The 22304-nt window shown below is 36.2% G+C and carries 22 protein-coding genes; 19 read left to right on the forward strand and 3 right to left on the reverse strand.

Translation table 11 applies throughout. The annotated features are described in order from the left end of the window. Window positions 1-118: 118 nt before the first annotated feature. Together AC1DDK_RS20465 and AC1DDK_RS20470 are read right to left on the reverse strand one after the other, a co-directional pair. On the reverse strand, window positions 119-856 hold the full coding sequence (locus AC1DDK_RS20465; protein WP_337717735.1) for an SDR family NAD(P)-dependent oxidoreductase: 738 nt from the start codon (window positions 854-856) through the stop codon (window positions 119-121). Window positions 857-976: 120 nt separating this feature from the next. Beyond that, on the reverse strand, window positions 977-1555 hold the full coding sequence (locus AC1DDK_RS20470; RefSeq protein ID WP_048905943.1) for a Crp/Fnr family transcriptional regulator: 579 nt from the start codon (window positions 1553-1555) through the stop codon (window positions 977-979). A gap of 109 nt (window positions 1556-1664) precedes the next feature. Between AC1DDK_RS20470 and AC1DDK_RS20475 the strand changes: the two genes are divergently transcribed. Further along, window positions 1665-2735, forward strand: coding sequence for a TlpA disulfide reductase family protein (locus AC1DDK_RS20475; RefSeq protein WP_337717733.1), 1071 nt, complete (start codon window positions 1665-1667; stop codon window positions 2733-2735). Between the two features lie 22 nt (window positions 2736-2757). Here AC1DDK_RS20475 and AC1DDK_RS20480 read toward each other — a convergent pair whose 3' ends face one another. Then, window positions 2758-3222 (reverse strand): DinB family protein, encoded by a 465-nt coding sequence (locus AC1DDK_RS20480; RefSeq protein ID WP_337717731.1) that lies wholly within the window; start codon window positions 3220-3222, stop codon window positions 2758-2760. 88 nt (window positions 3223-3310) lie between these two features. Between AC1DDK_RS20480 and AC1DDK_RS20485 the strand changes: the two genes are divergently transcribed. The 18 genes from AC1DDK_RS20485 to AC1DDK_RS20570 form a co-directional block, all read left to right on the forward strand. After that, on the forward strand, window positions 3311-3889 hold the full coding sequence (locus AC1DDK_RS20485) for an STM3941 family protein (protein WP_337717729.1): 579 nt from the start codon (window positions 3311-3313) through the stop codon (window positions 3887-3889). Between the two features lie 342 nt (window positions 3890-4231). Next, a complete protein-coding gene (locus tag AC1DDK_RS20490; RefSeq protein WP_337717727.1) occupies window positions 4232-4957 on the forward strand; it encodes a response regulator transcription factor in 726 nt (241 codons plus the stop codon). 107 nt (window positions 4958-5064) lie between these two features. After that, entirely contained in the window at window positions 5065-5718 is a 654-nt protein-coding gene (locus AC1DDK_RS20495; protein ID WP_337717725.1) for a LysM peptidoglycan-binding domain-containing protein, read from the forward strand. An 11-nt stretch (window positions 5719-5729) separates the two neighbouring features. Then, window positions 5730-7160, forward strand: a complete 1431-nt coding sequence (locus tag AC1DDK_RS20500) for a BAR domain-containing protein (RefSeq protein ID WP_337717723.1) — start codon at window positions 5730-5732, stop codon at window positions 7158-7160. Window positions 7161-7209: 49 nt separating this feature from the next. Further along, a complete protein-coding gene (locus AC1DDK_RS20505; RefSeq protein WP_337717721.1) occupies window positions 7210-8550 on the forward strand; it encodes a hypothetical protein in 1341 nt (446 codons plus the stop codon). A 2-nt stretch (window positions 8551-8552) separates the two neighbouring features. Next, window positions 8553-11045, forward strand: coding sequence for a hypothetical protein (locus tag AC1DDK_RS20510; RefSeq protein ID WP_337717719.1), 2493 nt, complete (start codon window positions 8553-8555; stop codon window positions 11043-11045). Between the two features lie 623 nt (window positions 11046-11668). After that, the gene (locus AC1DDK_RS20515) at window positions 11669-12268 is read left to right on the forward strand and encodes a hypothetical protein (protein ID WP_337717717.1); all 600 of its coding nucleotides are present in this window, start codon (window positions 11669-11671) and stop codon (window positions 12266-12268) included. Next, window positions 12269-13054 (forward strand): hypothetical protein, encoded by a 786-nt coding sequence (locus AC1DDK_RS20520; RefSeq protein WP_337717716.1) that lies wholly within the window; start codon window positions 12269-12271, stop codon window positions 13052-13054. Window positions 13055-13187: 133 nt separating this feature from the next. Beyond that, window positions 13188-14168, forward strand: coding sequence for a PD-(D/E)XK nuclease family protein (locus AC1DDK_RS20525; protein ID WP_337717714.1), 981 nt, complete (start codon window positions 13188-13190; stop codon window positions 14166-14168). Continuing rightward, window positions 14168-14857, forward strand: coding sequence for a hypothetical protein (locus AC1DDK_RS20530; RefSeq protein ID WP_337717713.1), 690 nt, complete (start codon window positions 14168-14170; stop codon window positions 14855-14857). The genes AC1DDK_RS20525 and AC1DDK_RS20530 overlap by 1 nt, the downstream gene beginning before the upstream one ends. A 2-nt stretch (window positions 14858-14859) precedes the next feature. Continuing rightward, on the forward strand, window positions 14860-15636 hold the full coding sequence (locus AC1DDK_RS20535; protein ID WP_337717711.1) for a group I intron-associated PD-(D/E)XK endonuclease: 777 nt from the start codon (window positions 14860-14862) through the stop codon (window positions 15634-15636). A gap of 49 nt (window positions 15637-15685) precedes the next feature. Beyond that, window positions 15686-16816, forward strand: a complete 1131-nt coding sequence (locus tag AC1DDK_RS20540; protein ID WP_337717709.1) for a putative phage abortive infection protein — start codon at window positions 15686-15688, stop codon at window positions 16814-16816. Between the two features lie 104 nt (window positions 16817-16920). Next, a complete protein-coding gene (locus AC1DDK_RS20545) occupies window positions 16921-17343 on the forward strand; it encodes a very short patch repair endonuclease (RefSeq protein WP_337717708.1) in 423 nt (140 codons plus the stop codon). A 41-nt stretch (window positions 17344-17384) separates the two neighbouring features. Further along, on the forward strand, window positions 17385-17576 hold the full coding sequence (locus AC1DDK_RS20550) for a hypothetical protein (protein WP_477612392.1): 192 nt from the start codon (window positions 17385-17387) through the stop codon (window positions 17574-17576). Further along, on the forward strand, window positions 17566-19047 hold the full coding sequence (locus tag AC1DDK_RS20555; RefSeq protein WP_337717706.1) for a DNA cytosine methyltransferase: 1482 nt from the start codon (window positions 17566-17568) through the stop codon (window positions 19045-19047). The genes AC1DDK_RS20550 and AC1DDK_RS20555 overlap by 11 nt, the downstream gene beginning before the upstream one ends. After that, entirely contained in the window at window positions 19044-20096 is a 1053-nt protein-coding gene (dcm, locus tag AC1DDK_RS20560; protein ID WP_337717705.1) for a DNA (cytosine-5-)-methyltransferase, read from the forward strand. Before AC1DDK_RS20555 ends, dcm begins: the two co-directional genes overlap by 4 nt. A 2-nt stretch (window positions 20097-20098) precedes the next feature. Next, window positions 20099-21208, forward strand: a complete 1110-nt coding sequence (locus tag AC1DDK_RS20565) for a hypothetical protein (RefSeq protein WP_337717703.1) — start codon at window positions 20099-20101, stop codon at window positions 21206-21208. Window positions 21209-21216: 8 nt separating this feature from the next. After that, window positions 21217-22304: ATP-binding protein (locus tag AC1DDK_RS20570; protein WP_477634026.1), on the forward strand; the 1088-nt coding region annotated here is incomplete at its 3' end.

A 22304-nucleotide genomic window follows, 5' to 3' on the forward strand; every position in this document is an offset into this window, starting at 1 on the left:
TACTTATTCATGAGAGTTTTGAGATTGCGTACTGAAATATAAATATTTATTTCGGAAATATGGCAACCTCAAATTATTAGATTGTTACACCACAAAACTGGCGTAACAATCCAATGCTTTAAATCTGTGCCGTGCCACCATCAACAAACAACTCAATACCTGTTATAAAGGTAGAATCGCTAGAAGCGAGGAATAGGGCAGTGCTGGCAATCTCTTCAGACGTACCAAAACGTCCCATCGGAATCTTTTCTGTAAATGAATCGCGGATATCCTGAGGTACACCATCAAAGGTGGCAGTATCAATAGAGCCCGGACTAAGCACATTTACACGGATCTTTCGGGCCTGCAGGTCAAGTGTCCAGGTGCGGGCAAGCGAACGGATAGCAGCTTTGCTGGCACTGTATATACCCATTCCAGGGAAACCTTTCACACTTGCTATGGAACCTGTCATGATAATAGATGCACCTTCAGACAAAAGTGGCAGTGCTTTCTGTACGGTAAAAATGGTTCCTTTAACATTGATGTCGAATACACGATCATATTCTTCGGGCGTAATGGCATCAATGCCGATGCCAAAATGCCCAACGCCAGAGCTGGCATACAATACATCTATATGGCCTTTTTCTTTTTTAACGATCTCGTATAAATGATCCAGATCATCCAGATTGCCAGAATCAGCACGGACGCCCGTTACATTTTTACCGATATGTTTTACCGCGGCATCCAATTGTTCCTGTCTGCGGCCAGTGATATATACATAGGCACCTTCTTCTACAAATAATTTGGCAGTAGCCAAGGCCATTCCGCTGGTTGCACCGGTTATTACGGCTACTTTGTTCTCTAATTTACGTGACATGATTTTGCTTATTTTTTGGTCAGTGGTTCACCCGGCTGACGAAGCAAAATTGGCGAATGTGCAGTCCTCAAAACGATGAGGTTTGTTAAGAAAAAAATTGACAAATGTCAATCAAAAGGCCTACTTCTTAGGCTTGGGGTTGCGCAAACGGCTAAGTGTTTCGGGTGTTATTCCTAAATAAGAGGCAATCATGGCCTGCGGTACACGCAGTGCGAAATCAGGATAACGCTTTACAAAGTTCTGGTATTTCTCTTCTGCCGTGCTGCTGATCACTTCATGAATCCGGTTCTGGTTTATCACAAAGCTCTTGTTCAAAATATCGGTAACCAGCTGGCCAAAAACAGGCACAGTTTCCATGGCCACCTTCATCTCATCCTTGTCGAACAGGATCAGCTCCGATTCTTCAATGGCATCAATGTTAAATTTAGAAGGTACACCAAAGAGCAGACTTTCGCGATCGCTGATCCACCAATCTTTAGTAGCAAAGCGGATGATGTGCTCGTTGCCCTTACCATCAACCGAATAGGTACGCATTAGGCCACTAGCTATAAAACAATGGTAGCGACATACATCACCTTCCTGCAGCAGGTATTGTTTTTTGCGCAGTTTTTTGAACTTGGCATGGCTTTCCAGTATGGCAAGCTCCTCGTCGCTAATAGTTGTTTGTCGGCGTACATATGCCTTGAAAACTTCGAACACCAGATGATATTTTTTTGTGCTAAGTTAAGAATCATCTTTTTGAAATGTTATAGTTTTCGAATCAATGAACAGAAGTTTACACGAAAAATAGTAAATTGAATAAAAAAGCATGTTAAAGAAAACGTATCTCGTAATTGTTGCTTTGTTGAGCTTACATCTCATAGTTCCGGCACAAACTGTTACCATACAAGGAAACCTAATTGGGTTAACTGAAAACCAACTCCAATTTGTTTACAATACTTCCGAAGGGTACAAGGTAGATACAATACATGTTACTGATGGAAAGTTTACCTGGTCTAAGAAGTTATCGGGGCCACGTAAAGCGATGCTTTTCCTGCCAGAGAATTCTTTTCCCTTTTTTATTGAACCAGGAAACATTCGCATTGAGGGTAAGCCAGACAGCGTTGTTGTAATTGGTTCTAAAACATATGATGAATCGATAGCCTATAGTCGCTCATTCAAAGATTTACAACAACAAAGAGATTCGATTCATAAAGCTATTTCGAATGCACCAGCCAATGAACAACCGGCGCTCCGAGAAAAGCAGGTTCGGGTAACGAAGATGTGGACTGAAAGGGAGAATGCATATATCAAGTCACATCCCATGCATGTAATAAGCTCAGATATCGCGGCACGACGGGCAAGTATGGGTGATTATGATGAAGCGCTTCTGGCCTTTAATCTTTTAGATAGAACTATACAGGAATCCCCTGAAGGTAAAGAAATCGCCAGCGCGCTCGCAATTGGTAAAAGGAGCAGAATGGGGGCCAAGGTTCCGGATTTTATTCAAAACGATCCTGAAGGGCGGCCTGTAAATTTCGCGAGCTTTAGAGGTAAGTATGTTTTTATCGATTTTTGGTCAAGTTCATGCGCACCATGCCGGGCAGAAAATCCAAATATATTGAAGGCTTACAATAAATATAAAGACAAGAATTTTACTGTATTGGGCGTTTCTCTCGACGATAATATTGAACTCTGGAAAAATGCCATTAAAGAAGATAAGATGCCATGGACAATGGTTTCTGACCTAAAGGGATTGAAAAATGAAGTTTCTTCCTATTTTGGAATATTTGGTATACCCAGATCGCTTCTTATTGATACAGAGGGAAAAATTATAGCTAAAGACCTAAGGGGTGATGAACTTAAGCAAAAGCTTGATGAACTATTCTCGAGTAATTAATTGTGCGCCGTTGCAAGCGATTTTAACTTGTTGCAATAATCAATTGTTTAATCGCCCCCAAATGATAAGCTGCATGCGGAATTAATGCCAATGTGCCTTGTCTGAATTGCTGATCTGTCCAGTCTTTCCTTTCTGCAATTGCTGCTCTAAGATCCTCATAAGCGCTAAGCAGGTCTTGTTGCAGTTTTTGCCATTCCTGATCATTTACCTCACGGATTCTCCAACTCTCAGCCCAATCGGGCGAAGGCATTTTTCCGTCGAAGAATTCTAGCGCTACACGGATACTCCATCTTAAATGTTCAGTGTGCGCTGCAATAGTTGATCCACCTTCAACAGTAGGGGTTGAGGCCTGTTCGGCATCTATCTGTTCAATTGCTTTGGTAAAACCATGTCCCGGGTATCTATCTATCACCCAAGTGTAGTTGCTTGCCGGACCAACGTATAGTTCATCAAGCAATTCAAGTAATGATGAGATTATTGCTTCCATAAATATGATAACCATTATCTTTTTGAAATGTTTATAATTTTCGAATCAATGTTTTAGTTGGGTATGTATATAGACTTACATTTGTAATATGACAACGCCCTCTAACCAAATAGAAATACCATTGAGTAAAACCAAGCTTTTTCTTCTTTTTGCTGGTTCATTGGTTTTTGTAATATTAGGAATATGGTTAACTTGGTATGAGCTCACAACCTCGCCTTACCATAGAAAACGACCATATTTTGGCTTAGTAATAGGCCCACTTGCTAACATATTCTTTGGTACTGCCGCATATTTTCTATGTAAAAAGTTGTTCGACAGAAAGCCTGGACTTATCATATCTGATGAAGGAATTTTTGATAATTCTGGTGCGTTCAATATTGGATTAATACCCTGGACAGATGTTTTAAGAATCAAAGAGGTATCTGTAGGTAAACAGACTTTTATAAATGTTGTAGTTAAAGACCCTTTGGCCTACATAGCCAGACAAAAAGAACCCATACAGCGCAGATTGATGAAGATGAGTTATGACATGTATGGTTCAGCTATTGGGATTACCTCGAACGGTTTACAGTGCAGACGAAAAGATCTGTTGGAGTTATTAAAGGCAAATTTCAGGAAATGGAAGAGGAAGCAGAATCAAATAGTCAATGATAATCATATCTCCTGAAATTCAAGTAATGATGAGATTATTGCTTCCATAATAGAATAACCATCATCTTTTTGAAATGTTTTTAATTTCCAAGATCACATTCTTAATGTGTGAAATTAATTTCTCAGTATTTTAAAAGAAATAACAATTTATTTCTTTTAGTTTAATTGTGAGAAATATTATACCTACTAATGGGTATTGTTTCGTGTCTTATTGGAAAGTATATTTAACTAATATTTACATAATGTCTTTTTTACATAAAATTTGTACTGTTTTTATATAAAAGATTTATGTGTCTATACAAGTTCTATTAATCTGTTGAATGTATTTATATCATTAACCTTATAAAACGCTCTCCAAATGGGATTAAAAGCTCTTACTCAATCTGAACTGGAACATAGTTGCCAGGCTCAGCTGTTATCCATAGGAAACAGCATCCGTAATAACATCTTAAGGATAGAAGATATTGGAGATTACATCCCCGGTAGCGTTATGGTACAGGATTTAAGCCGGATGACCAATACATACATGAACAAGAATGGGTGTGATATCCTGAGGCATAGCAGCGAAGAACTGGAATTATTGGGGCCAGCGTATTTCAGCAAATTTTTCCCTGCCGAAGAGATCAGTATCTTAAAATCAGAGCTGCAGCATTTTGCAATGGAAAACGATGCTGGTAAAATACATTCGTTTTTTCAGCGTGTAAGGCCAGATGAGGGTAGCGAATACAAATGGTACTTTACCACTTCAAGGTTATATCCGTCAAACAATCCTGACGAAGGGTTAAGAATGATGCACATAGCTGTTCCTGCCGATACCTTAAGTTATGCAGGAAGAAAGCTAAGTAACCTGGTGCAGGATGATGTACTAATCCGCAAAAACCTGCATAAGTTCGTGTTGCTTACCATTCGAGAGAAGGAAGTAATCCGTCTTATTGTTGAAGGTAAAAGCAGTTTCGAAATTGCAAACTGCCTGTTTCTTTCTATTCATACGGTAAACAACCACCGAAAGAATATCATTCACAAGCTTGAGGTTGCCAGTTTGTCACAGCTGATCAAATTTGCAGTGGCTTTTGCCATCATTTAGTTTTAAAGTAAATCCTTGATACTTAGTGTAAAATGACTAGCGCTAGCTATTTTTTTTAAATAGGCAATTTGTGACCTTGGTATAAACCAGATCTAAAATTAATTGTTATGATATACTCGGTAGTGAAGGGGGATACCCTAAGCAGGATTGCCACAAAGTTTGGCGTTCCAATCAGCAGTTTGATCATATTAAATAATATCACCGATCCTAATCGTCTGTTCATTGGTCAGGAACTGCAAGTTCCCAATATACAGGACGTTCCCGCCAATGCCACATTCACCGCACCTACTTCCGCCAACAGTTTAGTAGCAAGGGCGCGTTCAGTCATAGGTAGTGCTATTGAATACCGGCTTGGCGCAGGTGGAATGTTACCCACACTTCCCAAACCTTCATCTGATGGTTTTTGTGATTGCAGTGGATTTGTATGCTGGGTACTAGGGCTATCCAGGCAGACCAAGAGTCCTTTTTATAAAAATTTCGGTGGATGGATCTATACCGATTCCATGGAAGCAGATGTAAAAGCGACGAGCGGAATATTTGATAAACTCAGCGTACCTGAACCAGGTTGTATCGTTGTTTATGGAGCTTTGGAAAAGATAGGACACGTTGGAATTGTTTCAGAAGTCACTGGTGGAAAGATGTCAAAAGTCGTTCACTGTAGTTCAGGTAATTCCAGAAGATTTGAAAAACGCGCTATACAGGAGACACTACCCACTGTCTTCGAACGCCCAGATATATTGTGGGGTAAATTTGTAGGTTAAAGCAACAAATTATGAACAAGTCAACCGTCTTATTCCGAAATACAACAGCATTAATCCTTCTTTTGGCAGGAATATATCTTTCCATTTCTGCAATCATCGCCCTTCCTTTGTTGGAGGAAGAGGCCGGTTATAAGAAAGATGAATATTATAAACTAAATGAACGGATTGATGAACAGATGAAGCCGACGCTGGCCTATCTCAATGATATTAGCATAGATTCTAATACGAAATTGAAGTTCGACAGTATATCTGTACTATTAGGCAATACTAATAGGTCAGAAACTATTGATGCAAGATTTAACATGAATAAGCGGAATGTAATGGAAAGCATTAAAGATCAGGCAGAACATTGCAAGCAACTTTATGAAAACACAGGAGTACTAGGCAAGATCAAGAAAGATGCCTATGCAAGCAAGATTGTGCTTAATTATTCTGAACTCTGTAACGAGACTAAGCAAGAGGTATTCAAAAAGTATCAGGGTGCTCTTATTCAAATTTCCAGGCTATATGCTATTGCGCTCAAAGATAAATCTCCTAACCATCAGATCACCAGAAAAGAAAATCTTAAGCTTGATGACTTATTCCTGGCTTTTGTACCCAAAGAAGTTAGGGAACCACTCCAAATGAAAAATTCTGGAATGGGTGCTTTTTTTCCCGCACGCTGGGCGATGGATGCACAGTCACAAAATATAGCCATTATTATCGGCTTAGTGGGTTTTGCACTCTTTGGTGCTGTTCTAGGTGCTTTTAGTAAGCCGGGATTTAATAACGTTAATATAGATAATATTCGTACAGATGGATTAATCTACTATGAGATTCTTGTTGTTCTAGTGAGGGGATTTTCTGCCGCATTAGTTGTATACCTTTCTCTAAAAGGTGGGCTCTCCTTGATTACGACAACAAGTTCAGACAAAATTAATCCATACGTCATCCTTTTCCTATGCTTCATTTCAGCAGTTTTTAGTGATAACATTTGGGAATGGGCTAAAACAAAGCTTGTGAGCAGTGATCCTAAAAAGGATCCAAATGATCCTAACGATCCAAATGGAAATACTGGGGTATCAGTAGGAAATACCGATCCCGAATCTTCCGGAGGCGGTGCAGACATCGGAGCAGAGATACCAGCAGAATTACCAATTGCTCCCGGAGCAATTGCAGATCAGCCAGCAGCAGTACCGCCAGCTGCCGATATTCCTGAAGCTATTTTACAGGAGGCCATAGCTGCCAAGTATCCGGAATGGAAAGAAACTTTTAGTTTACTAGACGGTATTATAGGGAAGAAAGTCCTGGCGGATCAAAGAGAAGTAAATGCGATTGTTTTTAAGACTGATAAAATTCATCTTGACGACCCACTATATTGCGCAGAACTTCCCACAACGATCACTTATGTGGCTCAGGATAATCAGACTTACAACATCCCAATTGACATTTTAGCAGTTTAGCAGAATGGCCCTGCAGAAAAATATACATTACGCTTTGATAGTCTAAAAAATGAGAGATTTTATTGATAAAAGAGAAGGAAAGCTTACAATAATCCGATTTATAGGGTTCTGCTTGTTGATTTTAGGCACCGTAGCTTTGATGTTGTGTTCATTTTATACTGGCCCTACCATTCCAAGTAAAATTGCGATTTTCTTCTTCATTACTATGCTTGGGTTTTCATTCGCGTTTCCGTCAATGCTAGAAGGTCGAGAGGGCTTAAGTACTATGCGGATAGTGGTGTTTATGGTCACAAATATCATATGCATGCTGCTGCTCAAAATCGGATGGCCCGTCGATTCTATGGATGATATCAAAATTGATCAATATTGGTTGGGAATAATTGCATTTGTTTTCGGCGCAAAAGCAACACAAAGTTTTTTTGAGAGTAAAATGGCTGTGCCAAAAACCTCAGAGCGATCAGGAACAGGTGCTTTGGAATTTAGTTCTGCTGAAATAGTAAGGCTTGCTGTCCTCCAAAACGAACAGTATTTAAAAGTCAAATTTCCAAATATACTAACTGTTAGTGACGCCGTTGATAAGAACTCCGATCCGGTAACTCATGTTGTTGCGATTTACCTTAAGGACAATGAGCCGACAGGTATCCCTTCATTTTTAGAAGCTAGAATGCCTGATAATTCTATTAAAGCCGTCGAAACCGAGATTATAAAGGGCGCAGGAAAAGCAAGAATCCAGTATTCACAGCTTAATTCTGATGTGGCAAGGGAAGATAATGCAGAGTATGCAGGTTCCATTTGTTGTGGAGTAGTATCAACAATAAAAAACAATACCTTCAAAGGCATCTTGACCTCAGCACACATCTTCTCAAATGGAGCATTTGATGACAGATTTAATGGCATGTTGAACCGATCGGATCAGACTCCAATTATCATAAACAATACAGAGGCAGGGAAATGGTACTACAAGATAATGGACTTTAGCCAAGATCTGGCCATAGCTAAGGTGGAAGATCTGCCAGAGGATTCAAATTATGTTAAATTCAATAATCAGTTTCATCAGGTCATTGACAAGGATGTTAAAACTGACTTTGCCAACATCACAATGTTATCTAAGGGTAACAAGATCAAAACTGCCTTTATTATTGATTACAATGTCGGATTCCCTGTTCACTACGACAATGGACCATTTTTTAAAAAAAACCTCATATGCATCGGAACCACCAATAAAAGAGAAACAACAATGCCAATATCTGATGATGGTGATTCTGGAAGCTGTATTTACCATACCAAAACAAATAAATTGATTGGGATGTTGCTTGGCAAAAATGAAAAATTTTCTCTGGTATTACCAATTGAAGAAGCCCTGAAAACGTTCAATCTTAAAACCATATAAATATGAGATACATTTTATTCTCGCTTTTTATCCTGTTAACTACCACATTTGTTCAAGCTCAAACTTTTACTATTGATGCTAAAGGCAAGCCCTTACCCGCAGTTGACGGCACTAAGTTCAAATCGATTACCTTTATCGTCGATAAGGCTTTTAAAAACAAAACCTTTGAGATTTATCTTGAAGATGGGACCACAATCGCTAACAAAGATGAGTCAGTGCTGGATAAGGATTTGTCAAGAAATCTTGATGATCTGAATTATACTGTTAAGATTGAGGAGGACCACAAAGTCATTGGATGCAATAAATGCTTGAGTATAACGGATAAATTTACTGTAAAACTCAATGGCAAATCTTTGGGTACGTTTAGTTTAACACCCATAAACCCAGATATCGATAAACCTATTGTTCAACAGGAAATCTACAGACCAGGTTCTATCATCAATGATGCTTTGTTTATAGCTGCGGCTAAAGAAACCGAGTCCAAGGCATCTACCATCAAAAAGATTCTCGCAACCCAATATAAGATCAATTCATCTAATGAGCTGGATGCCAATCTGTATCTAAAAGATGAGATTAGGTATGTTTTCTTGGGCACTCCTCAAGGTGGACTAAGCCTAAAAGGCCTCGCTAGCTCTGTGGGAGGGCTTGATGTCACGAATATCGCAGACGGTTTCGCTAAATTTATTGTTAAACGCACTAAGGAGGAGCTGAGTATTGCTTTCTTTCAACAATTTAAAAACGAACTCGATACCTACAAAGATCTAAAAACCGTATTTCCAAAAACGCACGGACTGTTGACAGTCATAGACAAGGAAATTTATACTTATAGCAACTATATTAACAATCTAAGGGAGGCATTCCGGGCAGACATAAAGCTGCTCGACGAAAATTTACCAGGGATTGTGGATAATAACAAGGCGTTTTTTAATCTGGACAAAAATTATATTTATCGAATCTCTTTGCTGTCAGGTTGTTATCTCTCCAGGTCGCTTAAACATGATATGCATCCCGGTGATATACTGCAAGGATTCCCATTGAATTACTTTTACGGCGCTCCGGCAGCAGACCAAAGTAAAATAAATGTGCTTAAAGGATCAATCCAAACCCTGCAGCTCCTCAGCGAGTCGCTAAAAGAAAGTGATACTTCAAAAGGTAGATATTGGGTCGATGCTGCTAAATTAAGGGAACTGGCCGACAAACCTCTGGCTTTAAAAATTTACATGGGTCTTCTGGTAGAGACAGCAAAGATTAAATACAACAACATCCCGTATTCAAATTCCGCAAACCTTTACGCACTGCTAAATGACCGGACACTCGTAGATAACTTCAGTACTCATTATCCCAAGTATAAACAATTTATTGTATCTGTGGGAGCAAAAACAAATGAATTGAATAAAATGATAAAAGAGTTTGACGCAACCGCACCTGATTCGGTAAAAGTTGAAAAATATGCTAAATACTTCAGGGCTACTGTCGAACTATTTCAGTCTGCCACGGAAATATCTGATCTGCCAGCTATCTCAGCGGTTACAGATATGGTTTCACTAAAAGCAGATTCCGAGCCTTATTTTAATGTTGCGTATCAAGTTACCGACCTTGTCAGTGCCATCAATAGAAAGCGGTATCCAGAAGCGGTCAACAACCTTGTATTAATATATAATTCTATATATGTCTGGCCCGCGCTCGCCCAGATACCAAACAACCCCAAAGAACTAACAAAGAAAGAAAAAATCGCAATAGCTGATGATCTCATTGCTGCAGCCAAGGCAGATGGTACGCCGGACATAGGTCCTATTGTTAATAAAGACGCAAATGTTGCAGCCACTATACAAAACAATAGCCCGACCTTAAGATATGTTAACCATATCGTGGCCGCAATGGCCAAATATGGTGCATTCATGGCTAATATGATAGAAGCTAAAAACAGTGAGGAAGTGGCAGAGGCTATAGAATCGGTTGCTTTGCCGGTAGGAAGTGCCAGTATCAAACGTAAATCTAGTTTCAATGTTTCCCTTAATGCCTACTGTGGCCTTTTCTTGGGAAATGAAATTATAAAGGGCCTTGATGACCACCATCCTCTTGAGAAGGTTAATAGCTTTGGTCTTGCGGCCCCGATTGGCATAACCCTCAGTAGAGGAAACAGTTTCTTTCCATGGCCGTTTTGCTTTTTCGATAAGGGCAATTCGGGCTGTTCGTCCTCATTATTTGTTTCCCTTGTAGACTTGGGTGCTGTGGCTGCTTTCCGGTTTGAAGACAGTAAAACTGAACAAGTACCGTCAATACAGCTAAAGGATATATTATCTCCGGGTATTTTCTGGTCCTTAGGCCTTCCCAAAGCACCAATCTCGATAAACTTTGGCGTACAAATGGGACCGAATCTGAGAAAGGTCACTGTCGTAAATAATGAGTATTCTGGTAACACCTACACTCGATATAGTATGTCTATCTGCGTTGATATACCTCTTTTAAATCTCTATACTAAATCAAAGAATTGATAAATACGGAATCATTAGTTCGGCTGCTAAATTTTTTCATTCATATCATATACAAGAGCAACAATTATCCAATTACCGTTACCAACTATTCTGCTATGTTTTACTCAAATAGAATCACAATGACCAATCTTAATGTAATAGAAAGTATTGTTTAAGATGGTTGTAGTTAACATAGCGATATTGATCATCGATAATTTCCTGGCGAATCTTTTTCCTTTAGATGGTTCGGAGGATTTATGGCCAGTATCCTTCTTATCGGAGTAAATGTTGTCCATATCATTATCCTGGTTGTATTTGTGATTGGAAGATATAAACGTTGAATTATTACGTAGAGTAATATTATCTTTTAGTTCATGTGTAACTATTTTGAGTTAATAATTGTTTTTATCAGGTAAATTTATAACATTTGAATTAACCTTTATGATTTGTATGAATTGCACTTTAGGGAGTGCAATAAGTGGAGTTTAGTAAGTCGTGATGACAAGGCTGAACTTACGGAACTATTAACGCTCAAAACCTCACTCAATGTTATTGTGATAGCGCTGTGCTGTTGATTTGTTTCTGCGCATGCAAATGTTTTATGGGAGATTTAAGTATTACACCAAATATCAATCTAACCAAACATGGCGAAAAATCAATTCAAATTTAAACTCAAAATTACAGGCTTTGAATTAGAAGTAGAAGGCTCAAAGGAGGATGTAGCTGCTATAACTTCTAGTGTAACAAATCAAATTAAGGGCCTAACCAGTCCACAATTTCTTGGTGACAATTCTGAAACAGAAGATGCAGACACAATGGAAGTTTCTTTACCACAATTGTCTTCCCCTCAAAAAAAGAAGAGTACTCGGAAAAAAATACCTTCAAATGGCAGCAGTGGGAACCAAAAGGTGGAGGTAATTGATTTCAAAAACGACCCAAAAAAATATAGTACACCTTTAATGACATGGAATAAACAACAGAAAGCACTGTGGCTGTTATATGTCATTAAAAGTGAAAAAAACGTCACTGAACTAACCGTAACTCAAATAGTCAATACTTTTAATACTCATTATAAACAGTCTAAAACGATAAATTCAGGAAACGTAGCAAGAGATTTAGGCAAAGTAAAATTAGGAAATGGTGCTCTTGTAGGTGAGGATGCGACTTCTAGTCCACGACGTTGGTATCTTACTGATGCTGGCGATAGTTCTGTTCAGAACTTAATTAAAGATTCCAAAAAGTAAATGGGCTTAGTTGAGAAAAATAACTTAATTGCAAAATTATCACCACCATTTGATCATCTTTTGGCAACCCAATTCGTTGATGAGTTTATTTCTATGGAAAGAAGATTTATTCAGAGAGATTGGGAGCCTGCTGAACTTGATGCCGGTCAATTTTCAGAGATTGCTTTTAGAATTTTGTATCACCTAGATAGTGGAAATCTTAGCTGTACGAAAGAAGTTAAAGATTGCGTAAGATATTTTATTAATAATGATGTGACACATCTTCTTAATAGGAAAGATGTCTCTCATTTATCGACTGTTTTACATGCTATTTATAAATTTAGGAGTGACAGAGGTGCCGTTCATATATCTCCTACATATAGTCCAAATCACATGGATTCAAAGTATCTGATCGAATCAATTAGGTGGTGTATGAATGAGATGCTGAGGATATTTTGGAATGGTGACAGAGAAGAGGTAGCTAAAACAATTAGAGAGCTCCTTCAGTTTGATGTACCGTGTATTGGGGTTTATGGCGATATTGTGGTGGTTCAACGCACCGATCTTAAATCTGACGAGGAAATTTTAATTCTTTTGCATTATGCAGGAGAAAATGGATTCAGTAGAAAGGAGTTGGGGATTCATTCAATGAGTAGCTCATCTTCTGTCACTGTTAATCTACAACGGCTATGCGCGCCCAACAAAAGACAGGTTATTCAACTAAAAAATGGCAAATACCGTTTAACAGATTTGGCTAGTAGAAGAATTCGAATAGAGCTAGCTGATAAATTGTTGCTAAGTATTTAATTATGGCTCAATAGAATTTGCACCCGTAAATTATCATTTTTAGACACCCTAATTCAAAATCAAAGATACTGTTATCAATACAAATAATTTTATGAGTCTTTTTCAATCTTTATTAAAACTTTACAGAACGAATATGATTAAAACTCCACTTGAGGATTTTACTACTGAAATATTGGTTTTTATTCTTAATTCTGATATTGATTTATCCAATGAATTTGTGAATGAAGTCTTGAGGGTTGAGGGTGAAGATTTTAAAATTGATTCTCAAGTAGTGTATCCTTATAATGAGAATAACAGACTGTATTGTCGAATCGATATGGTTTTTAAAAATTCAGAAATGATATGTTTTTTAGAGAACAAGGTTCATTCAAATGAGGGTTATGATCAGTTGTGGGCTTATTCAAAGGTTTTGCATGGACTAGGTCGCTATACCAAAACTTATTTACGCTATTGTACTAAATATCATGATAATAAACATATGACGGACCACGATTTTAAGCAATTTAGATGGTGTAACATTGCAAATTTCTTGAGAAAATGGAAAGACAAAGAAATCATAGGCCAATTTTTAAACTTTTTAGAAATCAATCAAATGGGTAATTCAACAGACTTTACAATACAGGAAATATTGTCACTAGAGCATTTTAACAATGCTTTCATGAAAATGGAATCGTATCTTGAAAAAATCAAACCACAATTTATCTCTGTTTTCGGGGACTACAATAAAGTACAGGACTCAAAAGTTATAGAACAATTAAGAGACTTTAAACGTGTCATCTTTCGAAAGATAAATATAATTGGGAATGGATATAGTGAATTGGGCGTTGGTTTTGATTTTAGTGCAAAACCAATATTAATGGTTTGGATCTGGCTTGATAGTGAGAACTCAAAAATTCAAAGTTTTAATTCTATGTTATCCTCTCTACCTATGTACGAAAATTCAAAAGGATATTTCACCATAGAACAGCCAATGTCCGATTTTTTGAGCAGCTCAGATATGGAATTAGCTATTGAGAAATGGTTTATAAAAGGATTTGATGCAGTTAAGAAATTGATTGATGAAAATCCGAATGTAGGTTGGAATGATGTACTAATTGAAAAACAAATTCTATAATGACTTGTGTACATAAATTCTTTGGACACAGTGCTCATCTACGAGAATGTAAAGGACTTTTACCAGCTTGGGAAGCTAAGACTTTAATTGTTGGTACTTTCAATCCAGAACAAAGTTGGCATCCAAAAAATACTGCAAAATACTATTATGGGAGGAGTAGAAATTACTTATGGAAAATACTCCCTCTTTTTGCAAATGAAGGATCAATAAGTCATCAAGATGTACCCACTCAATTAGCTTTTCTTCAAAGAAATAAGATCGCTTTAACAGATTTGTTAATAAGTATCAATGATGCAGATTTTACAATCCCAGAACATCAAAATAGAATCCAAACTGTACTAGATAGTCAAATTGAGATGTTTAATGAGTTTACATGGAATACAAATCACGTACTTGAATATATTAAAGAAAATAGAATCGAAGTGGTTTACTTTACAAAATTAGGGAAGGCTAACCAGTTAAATGTATCACCTAATTCTTTTGAATGGCAAATTAGGAAGATAGAAGATCTTTGTCATGAACTAAAAATTCCTTCTTTTAGGTTACACACACCGTCGGGTCAGGGATTAGGTAAAGGAAAGCCTAAAAAAAATAAACTTATACGTAAGTGGTTTTTGGAGAATGGGGGAGATCATTTCCCCTTTTTGTTCCAAAAATTTAGCTTAAAGCAATTCCCATTTATCGAATAATCATGATAGAAACTAGGGAAATACTTAAAAAATTAGATAAATCTCAAAGCGGAATAGCAGGAGAGTTTTTTGCAGCTGGAGAACTTGCAAGAAGAGGGTTTAATGTTTCATTAACATTCGGTAATACTAAAGCGATAGACTTGCTAGTTGAGAAAGATGGAAAGAATTTAGCAGTTCAAGTAAAAACAATCCAGTCAATTCGTTCATCTGGGTGGAGTATTCCGTATACAAAAATAAATCAAGAAATGTATTATGTTCTTGTACAGCTAAATGCAGATAAGTTGGATTTTTCTCCTGAATTCTTTCCAGTTTCGGGCATGTTATTAAAGCAATTAATTAAAAAAGTAAATAGTGGAAGAGATTATATCGATTATAATCCTTTGAAAAACCTCAATCTTCAAAACAACTGGGACATTTTTAAATACGACTACTCAAGTGGGCCAGTTAGTAAATTGGAATCTTTTAAATTATTTAAAAAAGAGCTTGAGAATTTATTTGATAAAGAAATGATGGTTGATTTCAGGACGAGGCTATCTAGTTTATTCGACTTCACTAATCAAACCTATTCATTTAACGATAGGGAGTTGTCTTTGCTACTTAGAAATGAAAAGGTAGATTATTCAATACTATCTTTGAATGTATTAAAGCATCTTCTGCTATTCATCGCAAAAAGAGATTACTCAACTGATAATTTTCTATTAAAGAGTGTTTCGACTGAGATTGTTATCGAAATAATTTCTCAGATTGAAATAAAGGATGGGCAAATGGATCCTGTATAATCTGTAAAAAAAATCTAATTAGTCTATGAGTTTAATATATTGTTGATAAATGAAAAAAAAAGTAAAAACTATCTTATACTTTTCTGTAGCTATTTTTTTGGTTTTGTCTATTCAATTGTTATTTCAGCATCCGCCTAATAACAAAAGCATAGCAGTGGATTTTACGGTTTTTGAGGGGTATGGGTCTGCTTTAACTGGGATTTTTTCAATTGTTAGTGTATACCTGCTTTATAAAACACTCACTTACCAGGTGGATTCTTATGATTTAAATCAATTCGAAAATCGAGTTTTCGAATTGATAAGATATCATAGAGATAATGTCGATTCAATAAAGATGCGAGCTCCTGACAAGGCAGAAGTGGTATATTATGATGGTCGAAAGGCATTACGCGAGATTCATAAACAGATGATTTTAATCATCAAGGATATAAGGGGTATATTCGAAAATAATAGTGCCTATAAAATATCAAATTTGAACGCTCAGAATATCGATGAGGTTGCAGATAGATTAAATCTACCGGTACACAAATTAGATTTATATAATGTTGCATATTTATGTTTATTTTTTGGATTAAGTGAGGAAGGGAAAATTTCCATAGAAGATGCTTTAAAGGATAGATATTCGGAGACTTGTATTAAAATGGTGATTGCTAAACTCAATAAAAGATCTGCCAAGTGGCAAAGGGAGAATAAGATCGGAGAAGGCCTGCCTGCTAAGTTCCCCTCAAAAAGTAAAACAAAATATTTCGGGGGACACCAGTATAGATTAGGACATTTTTTTAGACATCTTTTTCAAATCGTAACCTATATTGACAACAACAATGATATTTCTTTTGCCAAAAAATACGAATACGTTAAAATTCTGCGAGCCCAGCTTTCAACCTATGAACAAACACTGATATTTTTTAATAGTATAAGTAAATTAGGGATGGCATGGGAACTTAACGTAGATTGTACAGGAATTGCATCTAATAAACAAAAAGACTTTAAGGTGTATAGAGGGCTAATAACCAAGTATAATTTTATAAGAAATGTACCTAATGAATTTATTACTAGTATAAGAATTGATGAAATATATCCTAATATTACATTCGAAAGTTGTGAGGATAATAAGATTAAAAAGGACTTTCTAAGTATATACAAAAAGAAGGTTAAATATTTCAAAAATAGGGATGTCTGATAAACTACAACTATAGACTCCCTCCTTAGAGAATATTATACTAAAAAAAAGATTTGCCTCGCTAAATAGAAAATAATTTTGGTTAAGTTAGGTTTAAAAGAATTATGACAGATGTTCACTCTAAGGAAACCCGCTCTTATAACATGAGCAAGATTAAGGGGAAGGATACTGCCCCTGAGCTTTTAGTGCGTACATTTCTACATAAAAACGGTTTCCGTTATCGTATTCATGTAAACGATCTACCTGGTAAACCCGATATAGTGTTACCAAAATATAAAACAGTAATATTTGTCCATGGTTGTTTCTGGCATGGCCATGAAGATTGTAAATATTATGTGGTTCCTAAAACAAGAACAGAATGGTGGTTGAATAAAATCAATACCAATATCATCAATGACCAGATAACACAAGGTAAACTTATAGAGAAAGGATGGAGGATAGTTGAGATTTGGGAGTGTGATTTGAAAAAGGTCAAAATTGAAGCTACTCTTTTAGCGTTAAAAGAAAGTTTTGGTATAATCAAATAAAAAGTTTACATTTCAGTGCGGAAATAAGTAAAATTATAACCATGCGTACCAAGGAATTAAAGCTCTCATTTGAAAAAAAAACAGATAAATTGCCTCTTCTCGCGAATAATTGCAATAGCTCTATTGCTGAAATAAGAAATCAAAAAGGAGATATCTCTCTGATAATTCAAGAAAGAGAAATTAACACTTCTTCATTTTTCAGCAGTTTCAATTCTTCTGCTTATGAAGATTAATCAAACACAATCTATTAAACAAGCCAAAAGAAAGTACTCAATGTTAGAGTTTTACTATAAATTTTATAATAAGAAGTTTAAATTTAAATCCCAGCAGTTAGCTAATGAAATTAAGAATATCCTGGATAGTGAGCATTTTACTATTATAAATTCTTCTAAAGATCATATTCCGGTAGAATATAAATCCGGTCTTGGCGAGCCATTGTTTATTCTCCTGAATAATCTTTATCTAACGATAAGAAAAAATGATGGCAAAAATCATGCTCTTTTAAAAAAGTATTTACCTGAATTGAAAAAGAATCCTACCTCCACATATCAATTTGCCGATTTTTTCAGCGGGGCCGGAGGACTAAGCCAGGGGCTTATAAATGCAGGGTTTGAACCTGCTTTTGTTAATGATAACTATTTAGATGCGCTGGAAACTTATTATTTCAACCATACCCTGTCCCTGGACCGTTTCTTTAACGGAGATATTCAAGAGCTTTTTAATGATTTCAACAGTTACAAACATCTTTTTGAACATATTAAATTAGTAGCGGGGGGGCCACCGTGTCAGGGTTTTTCTAAAGCTAATCGAAGAAACTATGTTATAGATGATGAAAGTAAAGAAAAAAGATTCATAGAAGATAAGCGAAATATTTTATACAAATATTTTGTTGAGCTACTTGCTCTTATAAACCCTGATTTTTTTATCATGGAAAATGTAAGGGGAATGAAAAACGTAGAAAGCGAAATTGAGAAGGATATTAATGACAAAACAAAACAGAGCTACTCGTTTTCTCCTTTAACAATCGATGCACAAAGTTTTGATGTTCCTCAGAGCAGGCATAGATACATTCTTATTGGTGGTAGAAATTTTATGTTTATGGAGGGGGTAAAACAGACTCTTCTTAAAAGAAAGAAAATAAAAAGCCAGTATAATCTTAAAGATGCCTTGTTCGGACTACCTGAAATTGCAACAAACCCTGAAATCAGGAATCCGGATGTTGACGGGGAGATACATGGTTATGCTATAAGAAAGACAGAAGTACCTCTGAATGCTTTTTTAACTGATATAAATAATGGCAGGGGCTCAGCTTATTTATTTAATCATAAGTCAAGATACAATAATGAAAACGATCTGGAGATATTCAGACGGCTGCCTGAAGGAGCTAATTCACTTCATGAAAGTATTCAGGATTTAAGTAAATACAAAAACAGAAACCACATTTTTCACGATAAGTATTATAAACTTAAATCTTCAGAAGTATCAAAAACAATCACATCACATATGAAATATGATTGCCACATGTATATTCATCCTACTCAAGCCAGAGGATTAAGTCCAAGGGAAGCAGCAAGAATTCAAACATTTCCCGATGATTATTTATTCAGAGGTGGATTAAATAGTTCGTATAAACAAATCGGTAATGCTGTTCCTGTAAAAATGGCCCACACAATAGGACAGGAGTTAATGAAATTTTACAAATGAGATATATAGAATTATTTGCAGGTATCGGAGGCTTCAGAAATGCGGCTGATCATTTATCTCTGGATACTGATCGGCAATTTGAGTGCGTTGCTTTTTCAGAAATTGACCATCATGCTAAAACAACATACTCTGCTAATTATAATATAGCAGACGAAGTCCAGATGAATGATATCATCAATTTTACAGATGATAAAGAAAACATACGGAAGCTACCTGATTTTAACTTGTTACTCGGGGGATTTCCATGTCAGGCATTTAGTTTATTAGGAAAACAACTTGGGCTGGAAGACGAAAGAGGGAAGATACTTTTTAGTATACATGAAATTCTAAAAGGAAAACAGCCGGAGTTTGTTGTCCTTGAGAATGTGAGGAATATCATTAACCATGACAAAGGCAAAACGCTGGAATTAATAATTAACTTCTTCAAAGAACATGAATACAAATATGTAAACTATGTTGTACTCGATACGCAGTCGTTTGGATTGCCACAAAGGCGTAGTCGCATCTTTTTTGTTTGCAGTAAAAAAGAAATAGAAATCGAGCTTACCGAAGAAGCTATTGTCAATAATTTTAATAATATTGATTATCATAGTTTGAATACGTACACTAATGTTTTAGATATTCTGGAGAGGGAAACTAACCAGAAATACTACCTATCCGAAAAAATAAAACATACCATACTTGATGGCGGCTCTAAAAATTTCTGGAGTAAATCTCAGATTGACCTAGATATAGCTAGGACATTAACTGCCACTATGGTTAAAATGCATAGAGCATGCCAGGATAATTACTATTCCGATGATTATATCTTAAACGGTCAATCTCATAAAGAAACAGCAAAAGAAGTTTTGTTTAAAAAGCCTGTGCGAAGGTTAACCCCACCAGAAGCTTTAAAGCTTCAAGGTTTTGATCAACCTTTTTTCGATAACGCAATAGCGGCGGGTGTAAGTGAGCATCAACTTTATAAACAGGCAGGTAATGCCTTGAGTGTGAATACCGGATATGCATTATTACATTACTTATTTGTCCGCCTTAGAATCCAGGATTAAAAATGAAACGTTCTCAAAATTTTTGGTTAGTTGCTTTGTTCCTTTCAAAATTTGGAACGCCAGATAAAGCAAATAAATATGCTCCTCCCATAGAGTTAAAAGTAAGCTCATGGAAAGATGCATATCAACTTTTTTTTGCTAACCTGGGAGAAAATAGAAAGCCATCTTCATTTGAACACAGTTTGAAAAATGCCCGGGATGCATTTGATAGTCACCTAAAAAAGTCCGCCCGAATCGGCTGGAAAGATGCCCGTGGACAGGCCGCGACTTTACCAAATGAGGCATTGTATATTTATAAAAAATATAAAAATGTTAAAAGAAATGATTTTTGGAGGGAAATTCAGGTCATAGTTTTGAATGATAAAGACACTGGTTCAGTTCAAAAGTCAGTTGCTCTGCCTGGCAAAAATCCGAACTGGATTAGGCAGGAACTGATTCTTGCCCTTGATTTGTACTTTGACCTAGATCAAGGACAAATGCATAAATCAAACGAAAAAGTTATTGTACTAAGTGATTTACTCAGAAAGTTATCTGTACATAAAAACATTCCTGACATAAAGAAATTCAGAAATCCAAGTGGGGTTGCCAGAAGATTAGGTAATTTTAAAGCGATGGACTCCGGATATGCAGGAGATGGTTTATCCAATTCTGGTAAACTGGCGAAAACGATATTTGATGAATACCGTATGCATCGGGGTAAATTGAAAGAAGAGGCTGATTTAATTAAACAATTTACGAATAATGTAGGAGAGGAACGATTAGCCGAACCTATTATGCCTTATGTTTCATCTAAGGAACGGGATTTTAAATTCAATTACCATAAAAATATGGAATTAAACCCACTAACTCTACGTTTAAAAAAGAATACTATTAAAACAGGCGAAATCTCCACATGCTTTGTATGCAATATGAATTCATTGAACACATATGGAACTTTAGGGGATGATTTGATGGAATTACATTACATAGGAGTAATTGATGAGTCATCATTAACCCGTGAGGTTAATCCTGATGATTTTATTTTCGTTTGCCCTAGCTGTCATAAGCTACTGGATATTCATTATACAATTATAACAGCAAGTGACTTAAGAAATATTATAACTCATAAATAGCAATTCTCATGAAGAATAAAGAAGCAAAATATGATATTATAAGACCAAAAGCTGAGTACCAATTTCAATCTGCAAGGTCTTACGGATATTCCATAGAGACTTCAATTGCTGATTTGATTGACAACAGCATTTCTGCTAAAGCATCTAAAATACATATATCTTTTGGAATAGATAGATATGCATCTTTTGTAAGAATAGAGGATAATGGGGATGGAATGAATGAACAGCAATTGAAAGATGCAATGAGGTTGGGTAGTTTGGACCCGCTTGAAGAAAGGCTTGATGATGATCTTGGCCGTTTTGGATTAGGCCTTAAAACCGCCTCTTTCTCTCAATGCAGACGACTTACTGTAAAAACAAAAAAAACAAAGCTAAAAGAGTTTGTAAGGTGTTGGGATTTAGATTTTATAGCTAAAAAAAAGGATTGGGCACTATTAAGAGACTGTATTGATGATCATTCAAGGAAGAATTTAGGTGAGCTGACATTTGGTAGCAAAGGAACAGTTATACTCTGGGAGAAAATGGACCGACTAATGGAGTCTGACGAACACAATCTGGATAAAGAAAATTTTTATAGAAAATTTGAAAACGTTAAAAAACATCTTGGATTAATTTTTCATCGCTATATAGAGAAAAATGATCTGGAAATCGTAATTTTTAATGATATAGTTGCCCCTGTAAACCCATTCGATATATCTTCCGAATATCCTTCAACAGAATTGCAGGAAGAACAATTATCAATTAAAGGGCGAAATATAGTTATTCAACCATACATTTTGCCTCACGAATCCAAAATGTCTAAAGATGAAAAAGATCAAGTCCAAATGACAAAGGGCTGGACTGAACATCAGGGTATTTACTTGTATAGAAATCATCGGTTAATTTCTGATGGAGGATGGCTGGATTTAAATTTCAGATTAAAAGAAAACCAACGACTATGCCGTATTTCTATTGATTTACCCAATACCTTGGATAAAGAATGGCAAATTGATATTAAAAAGGCCTCTGCTAAAATTCCTGATTTAATTCGCAAAAGAATCAAAGAAATTTGCTTTTCAGCCATAGAAAAAGCAGTTAAAGTTTATACACACAGAGG

The organism is Pedobacter sp. 05T44 (genome assembly GCF_056395985.1).

Bases quoted from the DNA above. Each gene is read 5' to 3' on its own strand.
- AC1DDK_RS20465 (WP_337717735.1), bottom strand. From the start codon at position 856: ATGTCACGTAAATTAGAGAACAAAGTAGCCGTAATAACCGGTGCAACC.
- AC1DDK_RS20475 (WP_337717733.1), top strand. From the start codon at position 1,665: ATGTTAAAGAAAACGTATCTCGTAATTGTTGCTTTGTTGAGCTTACAT.
- AC1DDK_RS20480 (WP_337717731.1), bottom strand. From the start codon at position 3,222: ATGGAAGCAATAATCTCATCATTACTTGAATTGCTTGATGAACTATAC.
- AC1DDK_RS20485 (WP_337717729.1), top strand. From the start codon at position 3,311: ATGACAACGCCCTCTAACCAAATAGAAATACCATTGAGTAAAACCAAG.
- AC1DDK_RS20490 (WP_337717727.1), top strand. From the start codon at position 4,232: ATGGGATTAAAAGCTCTTACTCAATCTGAACTGGAACATAGTTGCCAG.
- AC1DDK_RS20495 (WP_337717725.1), top strand. From the start codon at position 5,065: ATGATATACTCGGTAGTGAAGGGGGATACCCTAAGCAGGATTGCCACA.
- AC1DDK_RS20500 (WP_337717723.1), top strand. From the start codon at position 5,730: ATGAACAAGTCAACCGTCTTATTCCGAAATACAACAGCATTAATCCTT.
- AC1DDK_RS20505 (WP_337717721.1), top strand. From the start codon at position 7,210: ATGAGAGATTTTATTGATAAAAGAGAAGGAAAGCTTACAATAATCCGA.
- AC1DDK_RS20510 (WP_337717719.1), top strand. From the start codon at position 8,553: ATGAGATACATTTTATTCTCGCTTTTTATCCTGTTAACTACCACATTT.
- AC1DDK_RS20515 (WP_337717717.1), top strand. From the start codon at position 11,669: ATGGCGAAAAATCAATTCAAATTTAAACTCAAAATTACAGGCTTTGAA.
- AC1DDK_RS20520 (WP_337717716.1), top strand. From the start codon at position 12,269: ATGGGCTTAGTTGAGAAAAATAACTTAATTGCAAAATTATCACCACCA.
- AC1DDK_RS20525 (WP_337717714.1), top strand. From the start codon at position 13,188: ATGATTAAAACTCCACTTGAGGATTTTACTACTGAAATATTGGTTTTT.
- AC1DDK_RS20530 (WP_337717713.1), top strand. From the start codon at position 14,168: ATGACTTGTGTACATAAATTCTTTGGACACAGTGCTCATCTACGAGAA.
- AC1DDK_RS20535 (WP_337717711.1), top strand. From the start codon at position 14,860: ATGATAGAAACTAGGGAAATACTTAAAAAATTAGATAAATCTCAAAGC.
- AC1DDK_RS20540 (WP_337717709.1), top strand. From the start codon at position 15,686: ATGAAAAAAAAAGTAAAAACTATCTTATACTTTTCTGTAGCTATTTTT.
- AC1DDK_RS20545 (WP_337717708.1), top strand. From the start codon at position 16,921: ATGACAGATGTTCACTCTAAGGAAACCCGCTCTTATAACATGAGCAAG.
- AC1DDK_RS20550 (WP_477612392.1), top strand. From the start codon at position 17,385: ATGCGTACCAAGGAATTAAAGCTCTCATTTGAAAAAAAAACAGATAAA.
- AC1DDK_RS20555 (WP_337717706.1), top strand. From the start codon at position 17,566: ATGAAGATTAATCAAACACAATCTATTAAACAAGCCAAAAGAAAGTAC.
- dcm (WP_337717705.1), top strand. From the start codon at position 19,044: ATGAGATATATAGAATTATTTGCAGGTATCGGAGGCTTCAGAAATGCG.
- AC1DDK_RS20565 (WP_337717703.1), top strand. From the start codon at position 20,099: ATGAAACGTTCTCAAAATTTTTGGTTAGTTGCTTTGTTCCTTTCAAAA.